The organism is Maribellus comscasis, from assembly GCF_009762775.1.
Taxonomy (GTDB): Bacteria; Bacteroidota; Bacteroidia; order Bacteroidales; family Prolixibacteraceae; genus Draconibacterium; species Draconibacterium comscasis.
On record NZ_CP046401.1, the window covers coordinates 3736437 to 3757779 of the forward strand.

At 38.9% G+C, this 21343-nt stretch carries 19 protein-coding genes; 11 read left to right on the forward strand and 8 right to left on the reverse strand.

What is annotated here, in order from left to right; translation table 11 throughout:
- Positions 1 to 42 precede the first annotated feature (42 nt).
- The gene (locus tag GM418_RS14700; RefSeq protein WP_158867590.1) at positions 43 to 813 is read right to left on the reverse strand and encodes a TIGR00266 family protein; all 771 of its coding nucleotides are present in this window, start codon (positions 811 to 813) and stop codon (positions 43 to 45) included.
- A gap of 112 nt (positions 814 to 925) precedes the next feature.
- Here GM418_RS14700 and GM418_RS14705 point away from each other — a divergent pair, with 112 nt between their 5' ends.
- The 7 genes from GM418_RS14705 to GM418_RS14735 all read left to right on the forward strand — a co-directional run bounded on the left by GM418_RS14705 (position 926) and on the right by GM418_RS14735 (position 6893).
- Positions 926 to 1870: a pseudouridine synthase gene (locus GM418_RS14705; protein WP_217447796.1), complete on the forward strand. Its 945-nt coding sequence runs from the start codon at positions 926 to 928 to the stop codon at positions 1868 to 1870.
- Between the two features lie 127 nt (positions 1871 to 1997).
- Positions 1998 to 2486: an RNA polymerase sigma factor gene (locus tag GM418_RS14710; protein WP_158867594.1), complete on the forward strand. Its 489-nt coding sequence runs from the start codon at positions 1998 to 2000 to the stop codon at positions 2484 to 2486.
- Positions 2487 to 2492: 6 nt separating this feature from the next.
- On the forward strand, positions 2493 to 3173 hold the full coding sequence (locus GM418_RS14715) for a hypothetical protein (protein WP_158867596.1): 681 nt from the start codon (positions 2493 to 2495) through the stop codon (positions 3171 to 3173).
- 65 nt (positions 3174 to 3238) lie between these two features.
- Complete coding sequence (gene glmM / locus GM418_RS14720) at positions 3239 to 4621, forward strand: phosphoglucosamine mutase (RefSeq protein ID WP_158867598.1); 1383 nt, start codon at positions 3239 to 3241, stop codon at positions 4619 to 4621.
- A gap of 381 nt (positions 4622 to 5002) precedes the next feature.
- Positions 5003 to 5476, forward strand: a complete 474-nt coding sequence (locus GM418_RS14725) for a methylglyoxal synthase (RefSeq protein ID WP_158867600.1) — start codon at positions 5003 to 5005, stop codon at positions 5474 to 5476.
- A 135-nt stretch (positions 5477 to 5611) separates the two neighbouring features.
- Positions 5612 to 5989 (forward strand): GxxExxY protein, encoded by a 378-nt coding sequence (locus tag GM418_RS14730; protein ID WP_158867602.1) that lies wholly within the window; start codon positions 5612 to 5614, stop codon positions 5987 to 5989.
- A gap of 187 nt (positions 5990 to 6176) precedes the next feature.
- A complete protein-coding gene (locus GM418_RS14735; RefSeq protein ID WP_158867604.1) occupies positions 6177 to 6893 on the forward strand; it encodes a queuosine precursor transporter in 717 nt (238 codons plus the stop codon).
- A 30-nt stretch (positions 6894 to 6923) separates the two neighbouring features.
- Here the strand turns inward: GM418_RS14735 and GM418_RS14740 are convergent, their stop codons facing one another.
- The 4 genes from GM418_RS14740 to GM418_RS14755 form a co-directional block, all read right to left on the reverse strand.
- A complete protein-coding gene (locus GM418_RS14740; protein WP_158867606.1) occupies positions 6924 to 8384 on the reverse strand; it encodes a TrkH family potassium uptake protein in 1461 nt (486 codons plus the stop codon).
- A gap of 103 nt (positions 8385 to 8487) precedes the next feature.
- Positions 8488 to 8841: a hypothetical protein gene (locus tag GM418_RS14745; RefSeq protein ID WP_158867608.1), complete on the reverse strand. Its 354-nt coding sequence runs from the start codon at positions 8839 to 8841 to the stop codon at positions 8488 to 8490.
- A 150-nt stretch (positions 8842 to 8991) separates the two neighbouring features.
- Positions 8992 to 11373 (reverse strand): S9 family peptidase, encoded by a 2382-nt coding sequence (locus tag GM418_RS14750; RefSeq protein ID WP_158867610.1) that lies wholly within the window; start codon positions 11371 to 11373, stop codon positions 8992 to 8994.
- 16 nt (positions 11374 to 11389) lie between these two features.
- The gene (locus GM418_RS14755; protein WP_158867612.1) at positions 11390 to 12214 is read right to left on the reverse strand and encodes an aldo/keto reductase; all 825 of its coding nucleotides are present in this window, start codon (positions 12212 to 12214) and stop codon (positions 11390 to 11392) included.
- A gap of 172 nt (positions 12215 to 12386) precedes the next feature.
- On the opposite strand from GM418_RS14755, the gene GM418_RS14760 reads away from it, so the two are divergent.
- Both GM418_RS14760 and GM418_RS14765 read left to right on the forward strand, forming a co-directional pair.
- Positions 12387 to 13637, forward strand: a complete 1251-nt coding sequence (locus tag GM418_RS14760; RefSeq protein ID WP_158867614.1) for an aspartate kinase — start codon at positions 12387 to 12389, stop codon at positions 13635 to 13637.
- Between the two features lie 90 nt (positions 13638 to 13727).
- The gene (locus GM418_RS14765; protein ID WP_158867616.1) at positions 13728 to 15044 is read left to right on the forward strand and encodes an efflux RND transporter periplasmic adaptor subunit; all 1317 of its coding nucleotides are present in this window, start codon (positions 13728 to 13730) and stop codon (positions 15042 to 15044) included.
- A gap of 110 nt (positions 15045 to 15154) precedes the next feature.
- On the opposite strand, the gene GM418_RS14770 is transcribed toward GM418_RS14765, so the two are convergent.
- On the reverse strand, positions 15155 to 16279 hold the full coding sequence (locus tag GM418_RS14770; RefSeq protein WP_158867618.1) for a carboxypeptidase-like regulatory domain-containing protein: 1125 nt from the start codon (positions 16277 to 16279) through the stop codon (positions 15155 to 15157).
- A 104-nt stretch (positions 16280 to 16383) separates the two neighbouring features.
- On the opposite strand from GM418_RS14770, the gene GM418_RS14775 reads away from it, so the two are divergent.
- Together GM418_RS14775 and GM418_RS14780 are read left to right on the forward strand one after the other, a co-directional pair.
- Entirely contained in the window at positions 16384 to 17040 is a 657-nt protein-coding gene (locus tag GM418_RS14775; RefSeq protein WP_158867620.1) for a hypothetical protein, read from the forward strand.
- Positions 17041 to 17079: 39 nt separating this feature from the next.
- Positions 17080 to 17682 (forward strand): 3-keto-disaccharide hydrolase, encoded by a 603-nt coding sequence (locus GM418_RS14780; RefSeq protein WP_158867622.1) that lies wholly within the window; start codon positions 17080 to 17082, stop codon positions 17680 to 17682.
- A gap of 29 nt (positions 17683 to 17711) precedes the next feature.
- Here the strand turns inward: GM418_RS14780 and GM418_RS14785 are convergent, their stop codons facing one another.
- Positions 17712 to 18473 (reverse strand): carboxypeptidase-like regulatory domain-containing protein, encoded by a 762-nt coding sequence (locus tag GM418_RS14785; RefSeq protein WP_158867624.1) that lies wholly within the window; start codon positions 18471 to 18473, stop codon positions 17712 to 17714.
- A 154-nt stretch (positions 18474 to 18627) separates the two neighbouring features.
- Positions 18628 to 21255, reverse strand: coding sequence for a valine--tRNA ligase (locus GM418_RS14790; protein WP_158867626.1), 2628 nt, complete (start codon positions 21253 to 21255; stop codon positions 18628 to 18630).
- Positions 21256 to 21343: the final 88 nt, after the last annotated feature.

Genomic DNA, 21343 nt, shown 5'->3' on the forward strand with positions numbered 1-21343 from the left:
TGGTAAATCTGCAAACTGCGACTGAATACTGAGAACTTAAAATTATCCTTCCAACAGATTGTTGAGTAATCCGCCGCGGGCTTCTTTTCTTGTATTTGGTCCATGGGTTGAAAGTTGTGCAATCAGTTTTCTTATTGGCATACTTTGCAGCCACACTTTTCCGGTTCCGCGCAGGGTTGCAAGAAAAATTCCTTCGCCGCCAAAAATCATTGAGCGAAGTCCTCCTGCCTGTTCAATGCTATAGTCAATTGAAGGTTCAAATCCTACAATACAACCTGTATCTACTTTTAACACTTCATTGTTTAACTGGCGTTCAATTACGGTTCCTCCCGCATGAACAAACGCATTTCCGTCGCCTTGTAATGTTTGCAAAATAAATCCTTCGCCACCAAAAAATCCTGAGCCCAGTCGGCGGTTAAATGTGATCGATATTTTTGTACCCATTGCTGCACATAAAAAAGCATCGCGCTGAACAATTACGCGTCCACCCATCTGTGCCAGGTTCATTGGAATAATGGTTCCGGGATACGGTGCAGAGAACGCCACATGTTTTTTGCCCCATCCCTGGTTGGTGAAGTGAGTCAGGAACAGCGACTCTCCCGTAATCAGACGCGAACCCGCCGACAAGAGTTTATCAAAAAAACCGGCATTGGGATTTGAACCATCACCCATTCGGGCATTAAACTGAATGCCGTCTTCCATGTAAAGCATGGCACCTGCTTCGGCAATTACAGTTTCTCCCGGATCGAGTTCAACTTCAACCAATTGTACATCATGTCCCTTAATTTTGTAATCAATTTCGTGTGATTGCATAACTGTTTTCTTTTAATTTTTTTAATCGATTAAAGATAATCATTTTGAACTTGTTGAATAGCTATATTTAATGCGGAATTTTTCCGACCTTTGCAGAAATCAGACGTTAATAATGAGAAATAATTACAAAAAAGGAGACAGCAAAAGAGTGGGGGGTGGAAAACGGATTGGGAAAAGCCTGGAAAATAAAGAAACAAAATCGCTTAAAAAGGGAGTAGCTTCAAAAGGACGGTTTTCAAAAAGTGAAACCGAAAAATCAAAAAGATATTCTTCGGTGGAAGAGAAGAAAACCTATTCCAAAACAAAAGCCCGGGTGATTAAAAAAACTCCCAAAAAACAAACATATTCTGAAGATATCAGACTAAACAGATTTATTGCCAATGCCGGAGTTTGTTCAAGGCGTGAAGCTGATACCTACATTTCGGCCGGGCTGGTTTCAATCAACGGAAAAACAGTAACCGAGCTTGGAACAAAAGTGAAACCAGGCGATGAAGTTCGTTTCGATGGACGCAGATTAAGTGCGGAGAAAAAGGTGTATCTGTTGTTAAACAAACCCAAAGATTTTGTAACGACAACAGATGATCCGCATGCCGACAAAACAGTAATGGATTTGGTTCGCAATGCCTGTGAAGAGCGTGTATATCCTGTTGGCCGACTTGACAGAAATACCACCGGTTTGCTATTGTTTACAAACGATGGTGATTTGTCGAAAAAGTTAACACATCCGAGCCATAATATGAAAAAGGTATATCAGGTAACGTTAAATAAAGCGCTCACAAAAGAACATCTCCTTCAGATTGCTGACGGTTTGGATTTGGAAGACGGGAGAATTGCCGCAGACGCCATAAGTTTTATTACTCCTGAAAATCGTACTGAAATTGGTATCGAAATTCATTCAGGCAGAAACCGGATTGTAAGAAGAATATTTGAACATTTGGGATACCGCGTTAAGAAACTCGACCGTGTGCTGTTTGCCGGCCTTACAAAAAAGAATCTTCCCCGGGGAAAGTGGCGTTTTCTTTCAGAAAAAGAAATTCATTTTCTGAAAATAAACTGATTTTTAAAACTCAAAAAAGCAGGTTCCAAAACGCAACAGTTTTTCAGTTTGAAAAAAAACTGGTAAAACCGGGTTTGAAAAAAGAAAATTGTAATATTTTCAATCATTCGTTACTAATAGTGCAGTTTTGGAAAAGGAATTTTTACAGATAATCCAGAAAAATCAGGGCATCATTCACAAGGTGTGCAATATTTATTGCGACGTTGAAGAGGATAGAAACGACCTTTTCCAGGAGATTGTTGCCCAGCTTTGGAAGTCTTATCCTTCTTTTCGGAACGATTCGAAATTTTCAACATGGATGTACAGAGTCGCTTTAAATACAGCAATTACCTCATTCAAAAAGAATAAAAGACGACCAGACCAGAGTAGTCTGTCGTACGACAATTTTCAGCTTGCTGATGAGAAATACGATACAGAAACCGAAGAAAATATCAAGCAGTTGCATAAAGCAGTGGGGCAGCTCACTGGCGTTGAAAAGTCGATTGTGTTGCTCTATCTTGAAAATAAAAAATATGAAGAAATTGCTGAGATTACCGGCATTACCCAGAATTATGTGCGGGTGAAAATGAACCGGATTAAGAAAAAATTAAAAAAATTTATGGTAACAGAAGAGTAGACATATATGGATTTAAAAGATCTGAAAAAAACATGGGATAAACTCGCATCGAACAAGGAGTTGGACGAAGCTCAAATAAGGGAGATGTTGGGAAAACGGACAAAAAATCTGATCGAAAGAATCGATCGGAATATTCGTATTGGTTTTTTTGTCCTTTTCGCGTTGATTCTTGTTTTTATACTGAACGACTTTGTTCTTTCCCCTGAATTGGTTAAAAACTTTGAAAAAGAACTTGAACTTCCTACCTGGCTTCAGATTTTATCTGTTTTTGGAGATGTGATAATTATCGTTACTTTTTTAGTCTTTGTGGCGAGGTATTACAAAGTGAAAAAAATATGCGATCAAACCTGTGACCTCAAAAATACGCTTATAAAGATTATTTCGACATTAAATTTTTACCGGACATTATATTACATTTCTATTTTTATTATCCTTATTTCATTCTCTATAAATTTTATTGCCGGTGTTTATGAAGGCGTTCTCTTTAAGGCTCACAGTGAGGGAATTCAAATAAACGAAATTGAATTCGGAGACCTTGCAACAACTGTTTTTATTACTTTGTTTCTTTTGCTTTTAATTACGGTTGGAGTTTATGTTTTCTTTCGCTGGGGGTTTTATAAATTGTATGGCAATTACATATCCAAACTAAAACTTACACTAAAGGAATTGGAAGAAATTAACGAATAGTTTATCGGTTTTTATTCCATTTTTTAAATCGCCTTTGTATTTTTGTCAGCTCAAATTCACACTAGATGACATTAATAAAATCAATTTCAGGAATACGTGGAACCATTGGTGGAAAACCTGGTAACGGATTAAGTCCGCTTGACGTAGTTAAATTCACTGCTGCCTATGCCGTTTGGGCGAAGTTTGCAGCCAGTAAACAAAAGGTGAAAATTGTTGTTGGCCGCGATGCAAGAATTTCCGGGCAAATGGTGAGTTCGCTGGTTATTGCAACACTAAACGGAATGGGCTGCGATGTAGTAAATATCGGTTTGGCAACTACACCTGCAACAGAGATTGCCGTTACCGAAGAAAAGGCTGACGGAGGAATTATTTTAACAGCAAGCCATAATCCAAAACAGTGGAATGCGCTTAAGTTGCTCAATTCGAAAGGTGAATTTTTAAACGCAGAAGAAGGGGCGACCATCCTGGAGATTGCTGATTCGGAAGATTTTGTTTTTTCAGAGGTTGATGATCTGGGTGTTACTCTGGAAAGAGACTACACAGCTATCCATGTCCAAAAGGTTTTGGATTTGGAATTGGTAGATGTTAAAGCAATTCAGGAAGCCGGTTTTTCTGTTGCAGTTGATGCCGTTAATTCGGTGGGCGGAGTTGCAATTCCTGCACTTCTAAAGGCTCTGGATGTTAAAAATATTGTTGAAATAAACTGCGAGCCTAGCGGACATTTTGCACATACACCGGAACCACTTCCCGAGAATTTGGTTGAAACTTCGGAAATAATAAAAAACAGCAGCGTTGATGTGGGGTTTGTGGTTGATCCGGATGTTGACCGTTTGTCTGTTATCAACGAAGACGGAACCATGTTCAACGAAGAATATACACTTGTAGCGGTAGCCGATTATATATTGAGTAAAACTCCCGGAAATACGGTTTCCAATCTTTCATCGAGCCGTGCTTTGCGGGATGTTACCGAAAAATACGGACAGAAATATGCCGCTGCGGCTGTTGGCGAAGTAAATGTGGTAGCTAAGATTAAAGAGACCAATGCTGTAATTGGCGGTGAAGGGAATGGAGGCGTTATTTATCCCGCCAGTCACTGCGGACGTGATGCGTTGGTTGGAGTCGCTTTGTTTTTAAGCCATCTCGCCAAAAGCGGGCTGAAGTGTTCTGAACTTCGTAAAACTTATCCCGATTATTTTATTTCAAAAAATAAAATCGAACTCACGCCCGAAATTGATGTAGATGAAGTTCTCGCAAAAATGAAAGTGAAATATGCACATGAGAATGTAAATGACATTGATGGTGTTAAGATTGATTTTGCTGATTCCTGGGTACATCTTCGAAAATCAAATACAGAACCAATCATCAGAATTTATTCCGAAGCAAAAACAAAAGAAGCAGCTAATGATTTGGCGTTGAGTATAATTGGTGATATTAAGGCCATCATATAAACCGGTGTCATTCAGTATTAATTTTTCTTCTTGTTATTCGACCCAATAGTTGTCGGGATATTCAAGAATCTGTTTCAAAAAAGAGATATTGAAGTGGATTGTGTGTAACATGTTGTAAATGTGGTTTTTTGTGTAGTATTTGTTTGTTGCTTTTTATTCATTTGGTTTGTAAAGATTAAATAAATCTAAATAAATTCAATTCTCCTGAATTTTGTTGCAGAGTTGTGGCTGAAATACGTATACCTTTGTAGCGAAAACAATTAATTATTGTCCCTGAAAAAGATGGGACCAGGTGTAAAAAAGCCAAAAAAAACACCGTCAAACGAAACTTCTGAACATAAAATTCATTGTGAGTTTATTGAAATTAAACAATTAAAAGCCATGAAAAAGAAAAAAAACATTGCGATTGTTGCACACGACAATCGTAAAAAAGATATAATAGAATGGGTGTCGTTCAACTGGATGGAGCTGGTTCAACATAACTTAATTTGTACCGGAACAACCGGGAAACTAGTGGAAGAAACTCTTGCCTTTAAATGTTTGGAGAATAGTGTTGTTCCGCCAACCGTAACACGATTAAAATCGGGACCACTTGGCGGAGACCAGCAATTAGGCGCATTGATTGTCAACGGGGAAGTGGATATTTTGATATTTTTCTGGGACCCGATGCAACCACAACCACACGATGTGGATGTAAAAGCCTTGCTTCGGATAACCGTTTTGTACAACATTCCAACGGCATCGAACCGTTCAACCGCTGACTTCATTGTGTCGTCAAGTTTGTTTCATGAAAGTTACCAACCCATTGTAAAGGATTATGCAGGTTATATAACCAGGGAGGTTGATGTAACTTAAGATTAATGACTGGTAGAAATATAAGAATAAAAATGAGCTAATTATTATTTTTAGGTTTAACTGGTTTTGACTACTTTTATTTCACGCAGAGTTCACAAAACTACAAGAACGCCAAAATCGCAAAAAAAAGAACCCATGCACGAGAATGAACTATCATATAAAATTATTGGTGCAGCAATAGAATTACATAAAAGTATTGGGCCTGGGTTACTGGAGTCTGTGTATGAAAACGCTCTTGCCTATGATTTGAAGGAAACGGGATTTGATGTAAGGCAACAGGTTCCATTACCGTTTATTTATAAAGAAGTAAGACAGGAGATTGGTTACAGGATTGATCTTCTTGTTAATAGTAAGGTAATAATAGAAGTTAAGGCTGTAGAAGCCGTTGCACCTGTTCATTTTGCTCAACTGCTTACCTATCTGAAACTATCAGGTTTAAAATTGGGATTGCTGATAAATTTTAATTCCAAAACTTTAAAAGATAATATTCACAGGGTTGTTAACAATTTATAACCTTAGCGCTTTTTGCGTATAACTGTTTTGCGTCTTTTGCGAGGAATATCTTACCAATGGCTCAAAACAATAGTTAGCCTAATAAGAAGAATAAGTTTAAGAATCAGGAATTTTGCTAATTTTGCAGCCGGAATTCGAATATAAACTATTGCAGGTGGCATCACCCTGCGACTAAAAAATTAAAAAAATGCAAAACGAATTGTTATGGCTGGCTATGCTGCTGGCAAATTTTTTCCTGATTATTTTAGCCTATAAACTTTTTGGTAAGTGGGGATTAGTTATGTGGATTCCTATTTCCGTAATTGTAGCCAATATACAGGTTATTCAAACCATACAATTGTTTGGGCTGGTGGCGACACTTGGCAATATTGTTTATGCCACATCGTTTCTGGTTACCGATATACTTTCCGAAAACTATGGAAAGGAAGAAGCGAAGAAGGCCGTTTGGATAGGTTTTTTTAGCCTTATTTCAATGACTTTGCTAATGAACCTGGCATTGGTTTTTGTCCCTTTGGAAGGAGATGAATTTGCAGCGGTAACACATGAAGCAACCAGTACAATATTTAAGTTGATGCCACGAATTGCGGTGGCAAGTTTGGCGGCTTATCTTTTATCGCAGCGGCATGATGTGTGGGCGTATCATTTTTGGAGAAAAAGATTTTCAAAGGATAGCCAGATTTGGTTGAGAAATAACCTGAGTACCATGGTTTCTCAACTGATCGACAGTCTTGTTTTTGTGCTGATAGCCTTTTATGGTGTTTATGAAACAGGAATTTTATTTGAGATATTTATTACAACCTATTTTCTAAAATGGATTGTAGCTGCGGCCGATACTCCATTTGTTTACTGGGCGAAACGAATTGAAAAGAGGAATAAATTTGTAATGCAGAATACAGGGAGCTAACAGGTTTGTCTCCCAAAAACATTGATTCGTTTATAAACGCCAGAAAGTCCGGGTGAAAATAATAAGGACAGAATAAATTTCAAGTCGTCCTATTACCATCAAAATGGTAAGAAAGTATTTGGCTCCGTCGGGTAAATGAAGAAAATTGCTTACGGGGCCAACGGTTCCAAATCCGGGTCCGATACCGCCCATACAAGTTGCCGATGCCCCAAATGATGTGGCGGCGTCTTGTCCGAAAGACATCATAATCAGTGTGCTGACCATTAATATAAGATAATACAAAATCACAAATGCGAGTACTCCTGAGATATACTCGGATTGTACAGCGCTTCCGTTATATCGTATTACATTTACAACGTTGGGCTTTATTAAAGTTTTAAATGAATGTCTTATTTTTTTTAAGGAAATAAGATGCCTGATAACTTTCACACCGCCGCCGGTTGATCCGGAAGATGCTCCGATTAACATCAAAAGGGCAATGAGTAAAGTCGCCTGTTCAGGCCATTTCAGATAATCGGCAGTGGCAAAACCGGTTGCCGTTAAAACAGAAACGACTTGAAAAACCGAGTCTCGGAAAGCCTGTTCAAGTTTGAGATGTTGCTCAAAATATAAAAGTCCGGTGATGGTAGCGCCAATTACCAAAATAATAAAGAGGTACAACCTTAGTTCTTCATTTTTTATAACAGTGCGGAATTTCCCTTTTAACAAAATAACATGCAAAGAAAAATTGATTCCGGACAGTAACATAAATAGAGTTATAATGTATTGAATGTAAGGTGAAAAGCCTGCGATGCTGTCGTTTTTGGTGGAAAAACCACCGGTTGCAACCGTGGCAAAAGCGTGACAGACACTGTCAAAAAGCGACATTTTCCCGATCAGCAGAAAAACTATTTCTATAAATGTTAATCCGATGTAAACGAGCCACATGTTCCGGGCAGCATATCTGATTTTTGTTGATATTTTTTCATCTGTAACACTCGAAATTTCAGAATAAAAAAGATAAATCCCGTTGATGTTCAGAAAGGGCATAACCGCTACCACCAAAACAATAATTCCCATTCCGCCAATCCAGTGAGTTTCAGCCCGCCAGAATAAAATACTTTTTGGAAGCGATTCAATATCGGCAAGAATGGATGAACCGGTTGTGGTAAATCCCGATATTGATTCAAAAAAAGCATTTACAAAATTCGGAATAGTTCCGGTTACCAGGTATGGAATCGTACCGATCAGTCCAAGCATAAACCAGCTAATGCTCACGATAAAAAAGCTTTCTTTTCGCGATGGTTCACTGTGTCGTTGGTTTTTGGTGAGAATATTTAACAAAAGTCCCAAAACAAAAGCAAATACAGAGGACAAAAGAAGCTTTTGTGTAATTGATTCGTGATTTAAAGCCGAAATAAAAACAGCCAGAAACATAAACAAACTTTCAAAAGAAATTACAATTGAAAGAAAATGGATAATTAAAGAAGGATTTATTTTTGCTTTAAACATTCCTTTTTAAATTCAACGGGTTAAAACAATCCTCAAATGGTAAATAATCAAACACAGTCTTAGGTTCGATTTAAAAAGTTTTTTGTTTTATTTTGTCAATATTTTAGGATATGCTTAAAATTGGAGGGGGAAGGTTGGTCTGTTGAATCAAAACAACAACCGGTAAAATATCGTTGTTTGTATATTCCGCAAGTAAATAATTTGGAGTAATCTTTCTATTAGAGAATATTTCTCTTGCCAGCTCACAGAAACCTTTATCTGTATCCTCTACCTCCTCTTCAATGAAAGAAGGAATTTCTGCAGAGGTGTCACAAATAAAATTCAAATCTTCTGAACAAACAATACGGTCTGTTGAACTGATTTTTTGTGTAGATTGGTTAATCTGTCCGGACAAAAAGAAAAACAGGCAAAAAATAATGGGGGAGACCAATTTGAATATTTTCAAATAATTTTTCAATTCTGTCTGTTTTAGAATACAAAGGTAAACAATGCAGGACAGTTTTGAATTTCAGTAAGTTAAATAATCCAATATTTTATAATAACTTAAGAAAGTAAAAACGTCAATAATTCAATCTTGACGTTTTTACTTTCCGGTGGATTAATATTTTTATTTCAGATTTTCTTCGAAAAGTTTAAAAATTCGTTTGTATTCATCAGCCCAGCTCGATGGTTCCACAAAACCGTGTGCTTCAACGGGATAAACAGCCAGTTCCCAGTTTTCTTTCCCCAGTTCAATCAGGCGTTGCGACAGTCGCACTATATCCTGAAACTGAACATTGTCATCCACCATTCCATGGCACATCAGAAGTGCGCCTTCCAGGCCTTCTGCAAAATAAATCGGAGAACTTTGCCGGTAGGCAATACTGTCTTCCACCGGAGTATTTAAAATATTCGCAGTGTAACCGTGGTTGTAATGTGCCCAGTCGGTAACAGAACGAAGTCCGGCTCCGGCGGCAAAGACACCGGGTTCTGTGAACATGGCCATCAAAGTAATAAATCCGCCATACGACCCTCCGTAAATTCCGATTCGCTCAGGCGAAACATTGTACTTTTCGACTAACATTTTGGCACCATCTACATGGTCTGAAAGATCTTTACCTCCCATATGGCGGTATATTCCTGTTCGCCAGTCGCGCCCATAACCGGCACTGCCACGGTAATCAATATCTAAAACAGTGTAGCCATTGTCGACTAAAAAGTTGTGGAACATAAATTCGTGGAAATAGCTGCTCCACCATTTGTGTGCATTTTGTAAATAGCCGGCACCATGTACAAAAACAACAGCCGGACCATCTTTCTCTGCATTTTCAGGGCGGTATAAACGTGCATTCACTTCTGCTCCATCTTCGGCGGCAAATGTTATAAACTCCGGAACGCGCCACGGGTAGGCATTAAATTTATCAGTTGTTGACTGGGTTATCTGAGTTGCTTCGGCTCCGGGTTTGTTTTCCTGTAAATACAGTTCCCAGGGTTTGTTGGCATACGAATAACGGATGGCAAGATATTTTTCATCGGGTGAAAGCGTTACTTCGTTGTTGCCTTCCATCGATGTAATTTGTGTAAGCTCACCTCCCCAAACCGGCATCCGGTAAAAATGCATTACACCGGGGTGTACTTTGTTGGCGGCGAAATAGAAATATTTTTTATCATTTGAAATGGAAGCTTCGGAAACTTCATATTTTCCTGAGGTTAAAGCTTTTTTTGCCTTTGTTTCCGTATTTACAGTGTATAAATGGGAGTAACCACTTTCTTCCGACTGAAACCAAACGGATGTTCCGTCTGGCATCCAGCCAATACTGCCTGTTGAATATCCCCAACTTCCGATTCCCGGGCCACCTATCCATGCTTCGTCATGTTGGCGGTCCAGTAAATCCAGTTTTCCTGTTGACGGATCGAGAAGCAAAATCCACCTGTCTTTGTGATCCGTTGAAAGAGCCACTAAAATGGCTTTATCGCTTTCGGGATTCCATACCGGACCAAATAGGCTAAGTTCCCGATTTTTTAATTCAGCATCATCTTTGGGCTTTTTATCCGGATAATCGTTTAGGTATTCAGGCAGGTCTTTTAATCCGGGGATTTCATCAGTGATAATTTTAACAGTTTTATTATTTTCGATATCAAAAATTCCCATTTCAGAGCTTGCTTGCAGGCTACCAACTTTTGCTCGTGCATCACGTTCTTCGGTGTAACCCGATTCTGTAACAAAGTGGGTAACCGATGTCGATTTTTGTCCTTGTGGCATTTCAAAAGTGGAATAAATAACAAATTTCCCTGTGGGGCTCAGTGACGCGTCTCTTAACCTGTTTTTACCCAAATATATTTTTAGTGGTTCCGGTATTTCCTCTTTTTCCCGTTGTCTTTCACGGGCATTGTTCATGGCTTCTCTTTCTTTTAGTACATCAAACAGTTCCATTTGCTGCTCTTCCAGCCACTTGTCCTGTCCCTGACTCTTTCTTTCCGGTCGTTCATCTCCCGAAGAAAAATTAGTTACTTGCTTTATTACTCCGCTTTCCAAATTCAGTAAAAAAAAATTCTGGTCGAGTAGGAAAGAAATGTGCGAATCATCAAGCACAAACTGTGGGGCTGAGATTCGTTTTAACCAGTCGGTAAGCTGTTTTTCAGTTCCTTTTTTCAAATTGAAAAGATACAGATTCCCATTTTTGATCGCCACTTTTTTTGTGTTGTCTGAATTATAATCGGAAAACCGGCCAGGTAAATTCTGTTGTTCTTTCAACGACACTTTCTCTGTTTTTCTGCTTTTCAGATTATAGGAATAAAGCGATGAAAGCGTGTCCATCCCGGGATTCCAGTTAAAGTATATATTGGAACTGTTGTCATCCCATGAGATTCTTTCAGGAAGTGTCCCAATCCATTGATCAGGATCCTGCATGATTTTTTCAATCGTAAGTACACTTTTATTATTTTTTTGAATTTGTGCCTGTACACCTAAAGCACTGACAATAATAACAAACAGCAGCAGTTTTTTCATCGTATTTTTATTTGAATTAAAAGCTAAAATTATTTGGATCCGGCCCAATTCTGAGCGATTTATCTAACCGGTCGATTTTTAAAATGTCTTCCTCACTAATATTAAAATCGAAGATATCCGCATTAGAAGAAATTCGTTCCGGATTTGATGATTTTGGAATGGTTACCACCCCTTTTTGAATATCCCAGCGTAAAACAATCTGAACCGGTGTCTTTCCATATTTTACTGCCAGTGCCTGAATTACCGGTAAGTTATTTACTTTTCCTTTGATAATCGGACTCCAGGCTTCCAGTTGGATTTTTTTCTCCTGGCAATATTTTAACAATTCGGGTTGAACCAGTTCCGGGTGGAACTCCACCTGGTTAACGGCGGGCAATACATAGCATCCGGGTAAAAGCTCTTCCAGGTGTTGAATCATAAAATTACTGACACCAATGGCTCTGATTCTACCTTTTTGGTACAACTCTTCCATTGCTTTCCATGTTTCCGCAGAGCGTTTCCCCTTGGGCCAATGGATAAGATAAAGATCGATATATTCGGTTTGCAGTTTCCCGATACTTTCTTCAAAGGCGCGCAGGGTAGTTTGGTACCCCTGATCGCTGTTCCATACTTTTGTTGTGAGAAAAATTTCCTTTCTGGGAATACCACTTTGTTTTACTGCGTTTCCAACACCTCTTTCGTTGTGATACATAGCAGCCGTGTCGATACTTCGGTAACCATAATTAAAGGCGTGAAGAACTGCTTTTTCAACTTCCCCTCCTTCCCGGGATTCGAATACTCCCAGTCCCAGCCAGGGCATCTCTACTCCGTTATTTAGTTTTACTTTCGACGAAATATTCATACGTTATTTTCAGAGCGCAACTAAATTAATCAATTTTTTAAAGGATGCCTTGTTTGTTTTGTGTTGTATTATATGATGATAATATTTCTTTAGTTTTGCCGGAAAATATTATTTTACACCTTTAGTTTTTTTAATGATGGGAATATTCCCTGCACAGAGAAAATATCGGACAATGAAAATATTTAAGTTTGGTGGTGCTTCTGTTAAAAGCGCGGAGGCCGTTAAAAATGTAACCCGTATTCTGGGAAAATACAATGAAAATCTTGTAGTTGTTGTTTCGGCAATGGGTAAAACGACAAATTTACTGGAAACACTGGTGAGAGCCTATTTTAACAAAGATGAAAAAAAATACGAGATATTTCAGGAATTTAAAGCTTATCATAAAGAGATAATGGATGATCTTTTTGATGGAAACGGAATTCCTGAGTCGCTTACCTTTTTATTTGTTGAACTCGAAGCGAAATTAAAGAAAGTTCCTTCACTTGATTATAATTTTGAATACGATCAGATTATTTGTTTTGGGGAGCTGGTTTCTACACAAATCATAAGCGACTATCTGAACTACGCCGGAGTAAAAAATCAATGGATTGATATCCGTGCCTGTCTTCGCACTGACGATAATTTTCGTGACGCATCAGTTGACTGGGAATGGACAGAGGAGTTGGTTCAGGACACATTCCGGTTCAATGGGCAGAATTTATATATTACCCAGGGTTTTATTGGTTCAACTACCACAAATTTAACTACATCACTGGGGCGCGAAGGTTCTGACTTTACAGCAGCCATTCTGGGGAATATCTTAAATGCTGAAAGCGTTTCTTTTTGGAAAGATGTACCGGGTGTACTGAGTGCAGATCCCAAGAAAATGGATGGCGCTGTAAAAATTACTGAGTTGTCATACCGGGAAGCAGTTGAGATGACACATTCAGGAGCTCAGATTATCCATCCTAAAACAATGAAACCTCTTCACAATAAGGGTATTTCTCTGTATGTGAAGTCGTTCCTCGAGCCTGAAAATTCAGGAACTGTAATTCATAAGATCGATCATAAAATAGAATTGCCTCCAATTTTTATTCTAAAAGAAAATCTGGTATTGATTACATTGTCTCCTAAAGATTTTTCATTTATCAGCATTAATGACATCGACCGTGTAGTCAATTTTCTTTTGGAAAACCGGGTGAAAGTTACCCTCATGCAACAGTCGGCAATCGATTTAAACCTTGTAATTGATGCGCCGGAAGCCGATTTGCAGGAAATTTTTCTGGAACTGAAGCCATTCTACTCCGTCAGGTACAACACCGATCTTACTTTAATCACAATCAGGCATTACACCGAAGAAGTTTTAGACTGGATGGTTAAAGAAAAAGATATTTATCTGGAACAACACAGCAGACTGACTGCAAGAATGCTTGTAAAACAATAAAGTATATTTGGAAATTATTTCTGTATCACAAACAATAAGTTGTAATTTTAAGCGGACTCGACTGACATATAAAACAAAACTTCGACAATTATGAATCAGAAAAAGATACTACCATACGCAATTGTTTTGCTTGTTGTTGCAATTATTGTTTTGGTTGTTGGGAAAAAGGCCGGTTGGTTTGGGCAGGAATATGCTGTTAGCGTCGCTACTGAAACGGTTGAAAGTAAAACTATAACTGAACTGATTACAGCCAACGGTAAGATACAACCTGAAACGGAGGTGAAAATTAGCCCTGATGTTGCCGGCGAAATTGTTGAGTTATATGTTGAAGAAGGTGATGAAGTAAAAGCCGGTGATTTACTTTGTGTGATTAAACCAGACATGTATGTTTCGGCACTAAACAGGGCACAGGCAACTTTGAATTCGTCAAAAGCCCGATTGGCACAAGCCGAAGCACAGCAAATTGAGCGGCAAATGGCCTTTAAAAGGGCAAAGCAGCTTTATGATGGTGGTGCTATTCCCGTGTCGGAATACGAATCTGCTGAAGCTTCATATAAAGTTGCCCAGGCTGAGGTTCGGGCTGCTGAATTTTCAGTAAAAAGCGCTGAAGCCTCGGTATCAGAAGCTGACGAACAGTTGAGAAAAACCAAAATCTACGCACCTATCGCGGGAACCATTTCGGCTTTAAATGTTGAAAAAGGCGAACGTGTAGTAGGAACCAGTATGATGGTTGGTACCGAAATGATGGTTGTTGCCGACTTAGACAGGATGGAGGTGGAAGTTGAAGTGAATGAAAATGACATTGTAAAAGTTTCAAAATACGATACGGCTTTAGTCGAAGTAGATGCTTATTTGCAACGGAAGTTTAAAGGAATCGTGACTGAAATTGCCAACTCGGCAAGCACCACCGGGACCGCAACAGACCAGGTGACGAATTTTGAGGTAAAAGTATTTTTACTGGCTGAGTCTTATAATGATCTTGTTGATTCTGTTTCCGGCAATTTATACCCGTTTCGCCCGGGGATGTCGGCCACCGTTGATATTCAAACAGAAACGCGTGAAAATGTTATTTCAGTTCCTATTTCGGCTGTTGCAACACGTGTGAAAAAAGAAGGTGGCGGAACAGAGGAAGTGAAAGATGAAAGCGATTCTCCGGATGAAAATGGAGAGGAGGAAGTTACTGAACGTGAAGAAAAACAAGAAGTTGTTTTTGTTTTAAAGAACGACGTTGTTCGAAAAGTAGAGGTAAAAACCGGTATTCAGGATAACAACAGTATTGAAATCCTGGAAGGAATTTCAGCAGGAGATGAGGTAGTTATTGCACCCTATAATGCAATAACAAAATCGCTGAAAGACAGTATGCTGGTAAAAAAAGTAACTGAAGAAGAACTTTTTAAAGAAGATTAATTTAGTACAGACTCATAGATAAAAGCGCTTTGTATTTTTAAGGCGCTTTTATTTTTTTATCAAATAATTCCTTGTGGTCTGACATGGAGATGGTTAACTAAATATTTTCTTTATTCTCCTGAAAAATAGTCTCTGCTTTGCAAGGCGGTTACGTTAGTGGTTTGAACCTGGTTAACTTGTAAACTGATTTGCTCCTGAATTTGGCTGCCATCCATTTTGTATTTCTTTTCAACCTGTATAAGTTCTGGTTTTAAATTGGCATAGTTTATTGTGTACTGATACGAAACATCCTTTTTAACTTTTAGGCTGGAATTCGTTACTGCCAAAGATCGGCCCTGTAAACTGTTTTGTTTTGAGTGGATAGTTCCTTCAATTTTTTTAACTGAATAATCTTCTTTTTTAATCGTAATTTTTCCTTCAAAAAAAGTAGCATAAAAATCACCTGAACCAGCCAGTGTCGGAACGGTTTGTTTAAAAGCGATGGTCCAGCACTCGTCACCATTTACAACCGGTTCATCTTCCAAAGTCAGTCTGAAATCGGCGAGGAGATCAGGATTTAATACGGAAGATCCCGAACGAACCCAATCAAAATCGAGCAATTCGCCAATATTATTTGTTCCGGTTGAAAAACGGTAGTCTGTTTCATATTCTGTGTCTTTTTCAACGGCATATTTTACCGACTGAAAAGCATCAAGCTTTGACGGATTGGTATAACCACTTTTATCATAAATTGTAACGTTTGCTTTCTGATTTGTTTGTGTAGTGTCGTTAATGGTTTTATTGTTCTCGTAACTGCAAATCAGGTTGTAAGGTCCGCCAATAAAATTATAGGGAGTATTTTCTGCAGCCATTCGAAGAATTCGTATTAAAACTTTGGATTGGGCAGCAATATCAATATTCCCAATATCGTAGGATTGCGATTCAAGTTTAATAACACTGTATTCTTTTCCGTACAGATCGGTAACCGGAAATGTTTTGTTTTTAAATCCCACAGCCGAAAAATAAATGTTTTTTGATGCGAGTTCTTCGGGGATTTTTAACTCAAAATCACCATCTGCATTGCTGGCAGTCCCATACAATGTTCCCTCCAGACCAATGTTCGTATAAGCTACCGGTTCGTTGGTGGCTACATTGATCACTTTCCCTTTAATGGTTTCAACAACTTTTGAACCGTTCTGCGCCGAAGCAATCCATGTGGAAAAAAAGAGTGTTACTATTATAATTATTTTCTTCATTTTTCTTTTTGAATTAAAAGTAATAAATAAATACCATTCACACTTATATAACGTTATAATAGGGGATTATTATTTATATCTTTGTTAAAACAAAAACGAAAAATATGTCAAAAAAATATTTTGTTCTTTCCTTTTTTGCGGTTGCAGTTTTAATAAGTTCATGTGTATCAAAAAAGAAATTTCTTGAGATGCAGGATGGCAGGTTAAAAGCAGAAGATCAGGTTCGGCAGTTAACCGACGAAAACAATGCACGGGCGAAACGGATTGAGGCTTTGATAGCCGATTTTGAAGCCATGAAAAACGAACTGATGCAGAGTAACGCAATGAAAGATCAGTACATTGACTCGCTGAATAGTGAGGTTTTTGTTTTAAATGAAAAGTTGAGCCAGCAAAATGAATCACTGGAGCAAACCAGTTTTAATCTTGATTTTGAAAAACAGCGCTTAACAGCGGCTATAGAAAATAAGGATAAATCTATTCGTACACTCGAATCCAGGGTTGCCCAGATGGAAAGCCAGCTGGATGCAAAAACACAGCTTGTCGATCAGTATAGTTTTGACAAGCGTCAACTGGCAGAAAGAATAAGTGTACTGGAAGGCCAGGTAAATTCGGGTGAAAATAAAGTTACGGATCTGCAAAATCAGCTTGGGAAAGTGAAATCGGAAACGGAAAATCTGAAGGCCCAGATTAAAGAAAAAGATGAAACCATCACTCGGCTGGAAAATAATGTAAAATTGCTGAAAAAGGAATTGGGCCGGTAAAACGAATAAAACAGAAACATATATAACGAACTACCAACAATGAAAAAAACATTATTACTTCTGATTTTATTTGCTTTTGCAGGTACTTTTATGGTCTCTGCCAAAGACGGAAATGTTTTGTTTAACGGGAAAAATCTCAAGGGATGGGTTGTTCACGGCACTGAAAAATGGTATGTTGAAGAAGGTCTTTTGATTTGCGAAAGCGGACCCGATGAGGAATATGGCTACCTGTCAACCAAAAAATTTTACGACGATTTTGATTTAACACTTGAATTTCTTCAGGAAGCTGACGGCAATTCAGGTGTATTTTTTCGTTCAACTTTTGAAGGAACCAAAGTAAGTGGCTGGCAGGTGGAAGTTGCTCCGCCAAATCACGATACAGGTGGAATTTATGAATCGTACGGCAGGGGATGGCTTGTGCAGATTCCCGATGAAAAAGAAAATATCCTGAAAATGGGAGAGTGGAACAAAATGAGAATCCGTGTTGAAGGCGGTCATGTTACAACCTGGTTAAACGGCACCGAGATGGTTGATATAGAAGATGAAAAAATTGCAAAAGGCAAAGGTGCGATTGCATTGCAAATTCATTCCGGCGGTGGGATAAAGGTAAAATGGAGAGATATTAAAATCACTGAATTATAATGACATGAACCACTCTCATGCGTGGTTTTTTATTTTAGCCTGCCTTCTCTCTTATAAATTTCGAAATATTCCAGAATAGAAGCACGAACCTGATATTCATTGGATGTGTAGGGCAATACATCTTTCCCGTTAAACCAAACCATAAAAGAGTCAGCTTGTGGTTCAGTCATCCCTGTCAGGAAGATGACCATTTCTTTGTTGTAATTTTGTGAATGCATTTCCCAGTTTTTTTCCAGGGCTATGGCTTTTCTTACTTCCCTTTTTTGTTTTTCGCGTTTGCTTAAATGGTATTGCCAGAACGAGATCGGGCTAAAAAGTGCCGCAACCACAGGTGGTTTTTCATTAAATGCATCGCCACGCAATTCAACAGGAATATCTGTTGGTTTGCCTGTTTCCAGTCCAAGATCCACGTTTTGTCGTTCCCCTTTTACCTGAACCTCTCCCAAATTGTAATTCATTGGTTTTAACAGAAAAACCAAAACGCTGTTCCCGTTATAATTATAGGGCACTTTTAAAACCGCCTTTTGATACCCAACTGAGGATACCACCAAACTATCAATGTTTAACATTTCGAGCGAGAAGAAGCCATCGGCATTTGTGATGGTTCCGCTGTGGGTACGGTTATTTACAATGTTTGCATAGGGCACTGCAGAACTGTCAGCTGTACTGATAATTTTTGCCTGCAACCGGATTAACATCGGATCCACTACTACATCATCCTGGGTATAACCATTGAGTGTAACAGCCAGCAGAAAAAAGAATATAGTTTTGTTTATTATTTTCATTGCCATTCAAAAACCGGTTCTAAAAGTATTCAATTGGTTTTAGAAGGACTGAAAGATAACATATTTTAACGGCTTTTTTAACATGATTTAAGGAGAAGGAAGTTCTTATTGTTAGCTACTCCTTGTTGTCTCTTTTGAAGTTAAAATCAACAATTTATTTTTATTTCATCCCCGCAATCCGTTCTTCCAGTACTTTTATTTTTGCTTCGGCATCGGCTTGTTTTGCTTTTTCTTTTGCAACCACCGCTTCCGGTGCATTGTTGACAAAACGTTCGTTGCCCAGTTTTTTCATCACCGAATTAAGAAAGCCTTTTGTATATTTCAGTTCTTCTTCCAGCTTTTTCAGCTCTTCTTCCACATCGATAAATCCTTCCAGAGGAATATAGAAGTTTGTTGATTTTACGCGAAAAGAAGCAGCGCCTTTTACCTCTTCACTAACTGCTTCGAGAGACGAAAGGTTGCCCATTTTTGTCAGAACACTGTCAAAAACGGCTTCGTACCCTTTATCTCCTTTTTGTATTTTTAATTCCAGCAAATCTTTATTCGGAATATTTTTATCCTTTCTGATTTTACGAATACCGGAAATGGCTTCTTTTACATTTTCAAAAGCTAAAAGCAAATCAGCATCAAATTTTTCAGCCTTTGGAAGCTGGGTTATCATAATGCTTTCACCCTCTTTTCTCTCACTTAACAGTTGCCAGATCTCTTCGGTTATAAATGGAGTAAAAGGATGCATCAACCGTAACATCTGGTCAAACAATTCTACTACTTCGTTGTATGTTTTTGCATCGACAGGTTGCTGGTAAGCCGGTTTTACAACTTCAAGCAGCCAGCCCGAAAACTCGTCGCGAACTGATGTGTAAACCGTCATAAGTGCCTCGGAAACACGAAATTGGTCGAACTGTTTGTTTAACAGGACGACTACTTCATTTAGTTTATTTTTAAACCATTCGATGGCCAGTTTTGAGTGTTCCGGCTGTTCTATTTCAGCAGAAACTTCCCAGTTTTTTACCAGGCGGAAAGCATTCCATATTTTTGTGGCAAATCCTGCTCCCTGTTGAGGTAAGCCTTCATCAAAAAGCAAATCGCCACCTGCCGGAGAACAAAGTAACATTCCAACCCGTACTCCATCGGCACCATACTTGGCAATAAGGTCCAGCGGGTCAGGAGAATTTCCCAATGATTTTGACATTTTCCTCCGTTGCGCATCGCGAACCATTCCTGTGAAATACACATTTTTATAGGGAAGTTCATCACGGTATTCATAGCCGGCAATAATCATTCGTGCTACCCAGAAGAAAATAATATCCGGCGCTGTTACTAAATCCGAAGTCGGATAATAATAATTCACTTCTTTGTTTTCCGGATCACGAATTCCGTCAAAAACGGAAATAGGCCAGAGCCAGCTTGAGAACCAGGTATCCAGTGCGTCCTCGTCTTGTTTCAGGTCGGCTGCTGTTAAACCGGAATTACCCGATTTTTCTTTTGCAAGCACCAGTGCTTGTTCAACAGTCTCGGCACAAACAAAAGTTCCATCGGGTAAATAATATACCGGTATTTGATGCCCCCACCACAACTGGCGGCTGATACACCAATCCTTGATGTTACTCATCCAATGGTTGTATATATTTTTAAATTTTGCCGGATGAAATTTGATGGTGTCGTTCATCACATTTTCCAGTGCCGGTTTTACCAGTTCATCCATTTTCAGGAACCACTGCGCCGAAAGTTTTGGCTCGATAATCACATCCGTACGTTCCGAGAACCCCACTTTATTCGTGTAATCTTCAATTTTAACCAGGTTACCGGCGTTTTCCAGTTCAGGAACAATTTTATCTCTGACATCAAAACGATCTTCCCCAATAAACAATTCGGCTTTTTCGCTTAATGTTCCGTTGTCGTTAAAAATATCGATGGTAGGCAAATTGTGTTTTAGCCCAATTTCATAGTCATTAATGTCGTGAGCAGGTGTGATTTTCAGACAGCCGGTTCCAAATTCCATGTCCACATATTCATCCTCGATAATTGGAACAGAACGGTTAACAAGCGGCACCAAAACGCGTTTCCCTTTGAGGTGAGAAAAACGCTCGTCAGCCGGATTTACACAAACCGCGGTATCGCCCAGAATAGTCTCCGGGCGGGTGGTTGCGATTGTTACAAAACCATCTTCTCCTTCAATTTTATAGTTGAGGTAATACAGTTTTCCCTGCATTTCCTTGTAAATCACTTCTTCGTCGGAAAGTGCTGTTTTGGCAGCCGGATCCCAATTTACCATCCGAACGCCGCGATAAATCAGTCCTTTGTTAAACAGGTCAACAAAAACTTTAATTACCGATTCACTTCGGGCCTCGTCCATGGTAAAAGCAGTGCGTTCCCAGTCGCAGGAAGCACCCAGTTTTTTTAACTGTTCAAGGATAATTCCGCCATGTTTGTCTGTCCAGTCCCAGGCATGTTTTAAAAACTCTTCACGGGAAAGATCATATTTGTCAATTCCTTCAGCACGCAGTTTATTTACCACTTTGGCTTCCGTTGCAATTGAAGCATGGTCGGTTCCGGGTACCCAACAGGCATTTTTACCGGTCATACGAGCCCGTCGAACCAAAATATCCTGAATGGTATTGTTGAGCATGTGCCCCATATGCAATACACCTGTAACATTAGGTGGTGGTATGACAATGGTGTAGGGTTCACGTTCGTCGGGTGTTGAATGGAAATAGTTGTTGTCCATCCAGTATTTATACCACTTGTCTTCTACTTTGGCCGGGTTGTATTTACTCGGAATTTCCATGTTTTCTTTTTCAGAGTTCTGACTAAAAATTTTTGAGGTGCAAATGTACAAAAAAAAGCCTGCTTAACGATGGAGGAAAATAAAGAGA

Coding starts and splice junctions, on each gene's coding strand:
- GM418_RS14765 (WP_158867616.1), top strand. CDS start 13,728: ATGAATCAGAAAAAGATACTACCATACGCAATTGTTTTGCTTGTTGTT.
- glmM (WP_158867598.1), top strand. CDS start 3,239: ATGACATTAATAAAATCAATTTCAGGAATACGTGGAACCATTGGTGGA.
- GM418_RS14770 (WP_158867618.1), bottom strand. CDS start 16,279: ATGAAGAAAATAATTATAATAGTAACACTCTTTTTTTCCACATGGATT.
- GM418_RS14760 (WP_158867614.1), top strand. CDS start 12,387: ATGAAAATATTTAAGTTTGGTGGTGCTTCTGTTAAAAGCGCGGAGGCC.
- GM418_RS14775 (WP_158867620.1), top strand. CDS start 16,384: ATGTCAAAAAAATATTTTGTTCTTTCCTTTTTTGCGGTTGCAGTTTTA.
- GM418_RS14735 (WP_158867604.1), top strand. CDS start 6,177: ATGCAAAACGAATTGTTATGGCTGGCTATGCTGCTGGCAAATTTTTTC.
- GM418_RS14705 (WP_217447796.1), top strand. CDS start 926: ATGAGAAATAATTACAAAAAAGGAGACAGCAAAAGAGTGGGGGGTGGA.
- GM418_RS14785 (WP_158867624.1), bottom strand. CDS start 18,473: ATGGCAATGAAAATAATAAACAAAACTATATTCTTTTTTCTGCTGGCT.
- GM418_RS14700 (WP_158867590.1), bottom strand. CDS start 813: ATGCAATCACACGAAATTGATTACAAAATTAAGGGACATGATGTACAA.
- GM418_RS14790 (WP_158867626.1), bottom strand. CDS start 21,255: ATGGAAATTCCGAGTAAATACAACCCGGCCAAAGTAGAAGACAAGTGG.
- GM418_RS14730 (WP_158867602.1), top strand. CDS start 5,612: ATGCACGAGAATGAACTATCATATAAAATTATTGGTGCAGCAATAGAA.
- GM418_RS14750 (WP_158867610.1), bottom strand. CDS start 11,373: ATGAAAAAACTGCTGCTGTTTGTTATTATTGTCAGTGCTTTAGGTGTA.
- GM418_RS14755 (WP_158867612.1), bottom strand. CDS start 12,214: ATGAATATTTCGTCGAAAGTAAAACTAAATAACGGAGTAGAGATGCCC.
- GM418_RS14715 (WP_158867596.1), top strand. CDS start 2,493: ATGGATTTAAAAGATCTGAAAAAAACATGGGATAAACTCGCATCGAAC.
- GM418_RS14725 (WP_158867600.1), top strand. CDS start 5,003: ATGAAAAAGAAAAAAAACATTGCGATTGTTGCACACGACAATCGTAAA.
- GM418_RS14780 (WP_158867622.1), top strand. CDS start 17,080: ATGAAAAAAACATTATTACTTCTGATTTTATTTGCTTTTGCAGGTACT.
- GM418_RS14740 (WP_158867606.1), bottom strand. CDS start 8,384: ATGTTTAAAGCAAAAATAAATCCTTCTTTAATTATCCATTTTCTTTCA.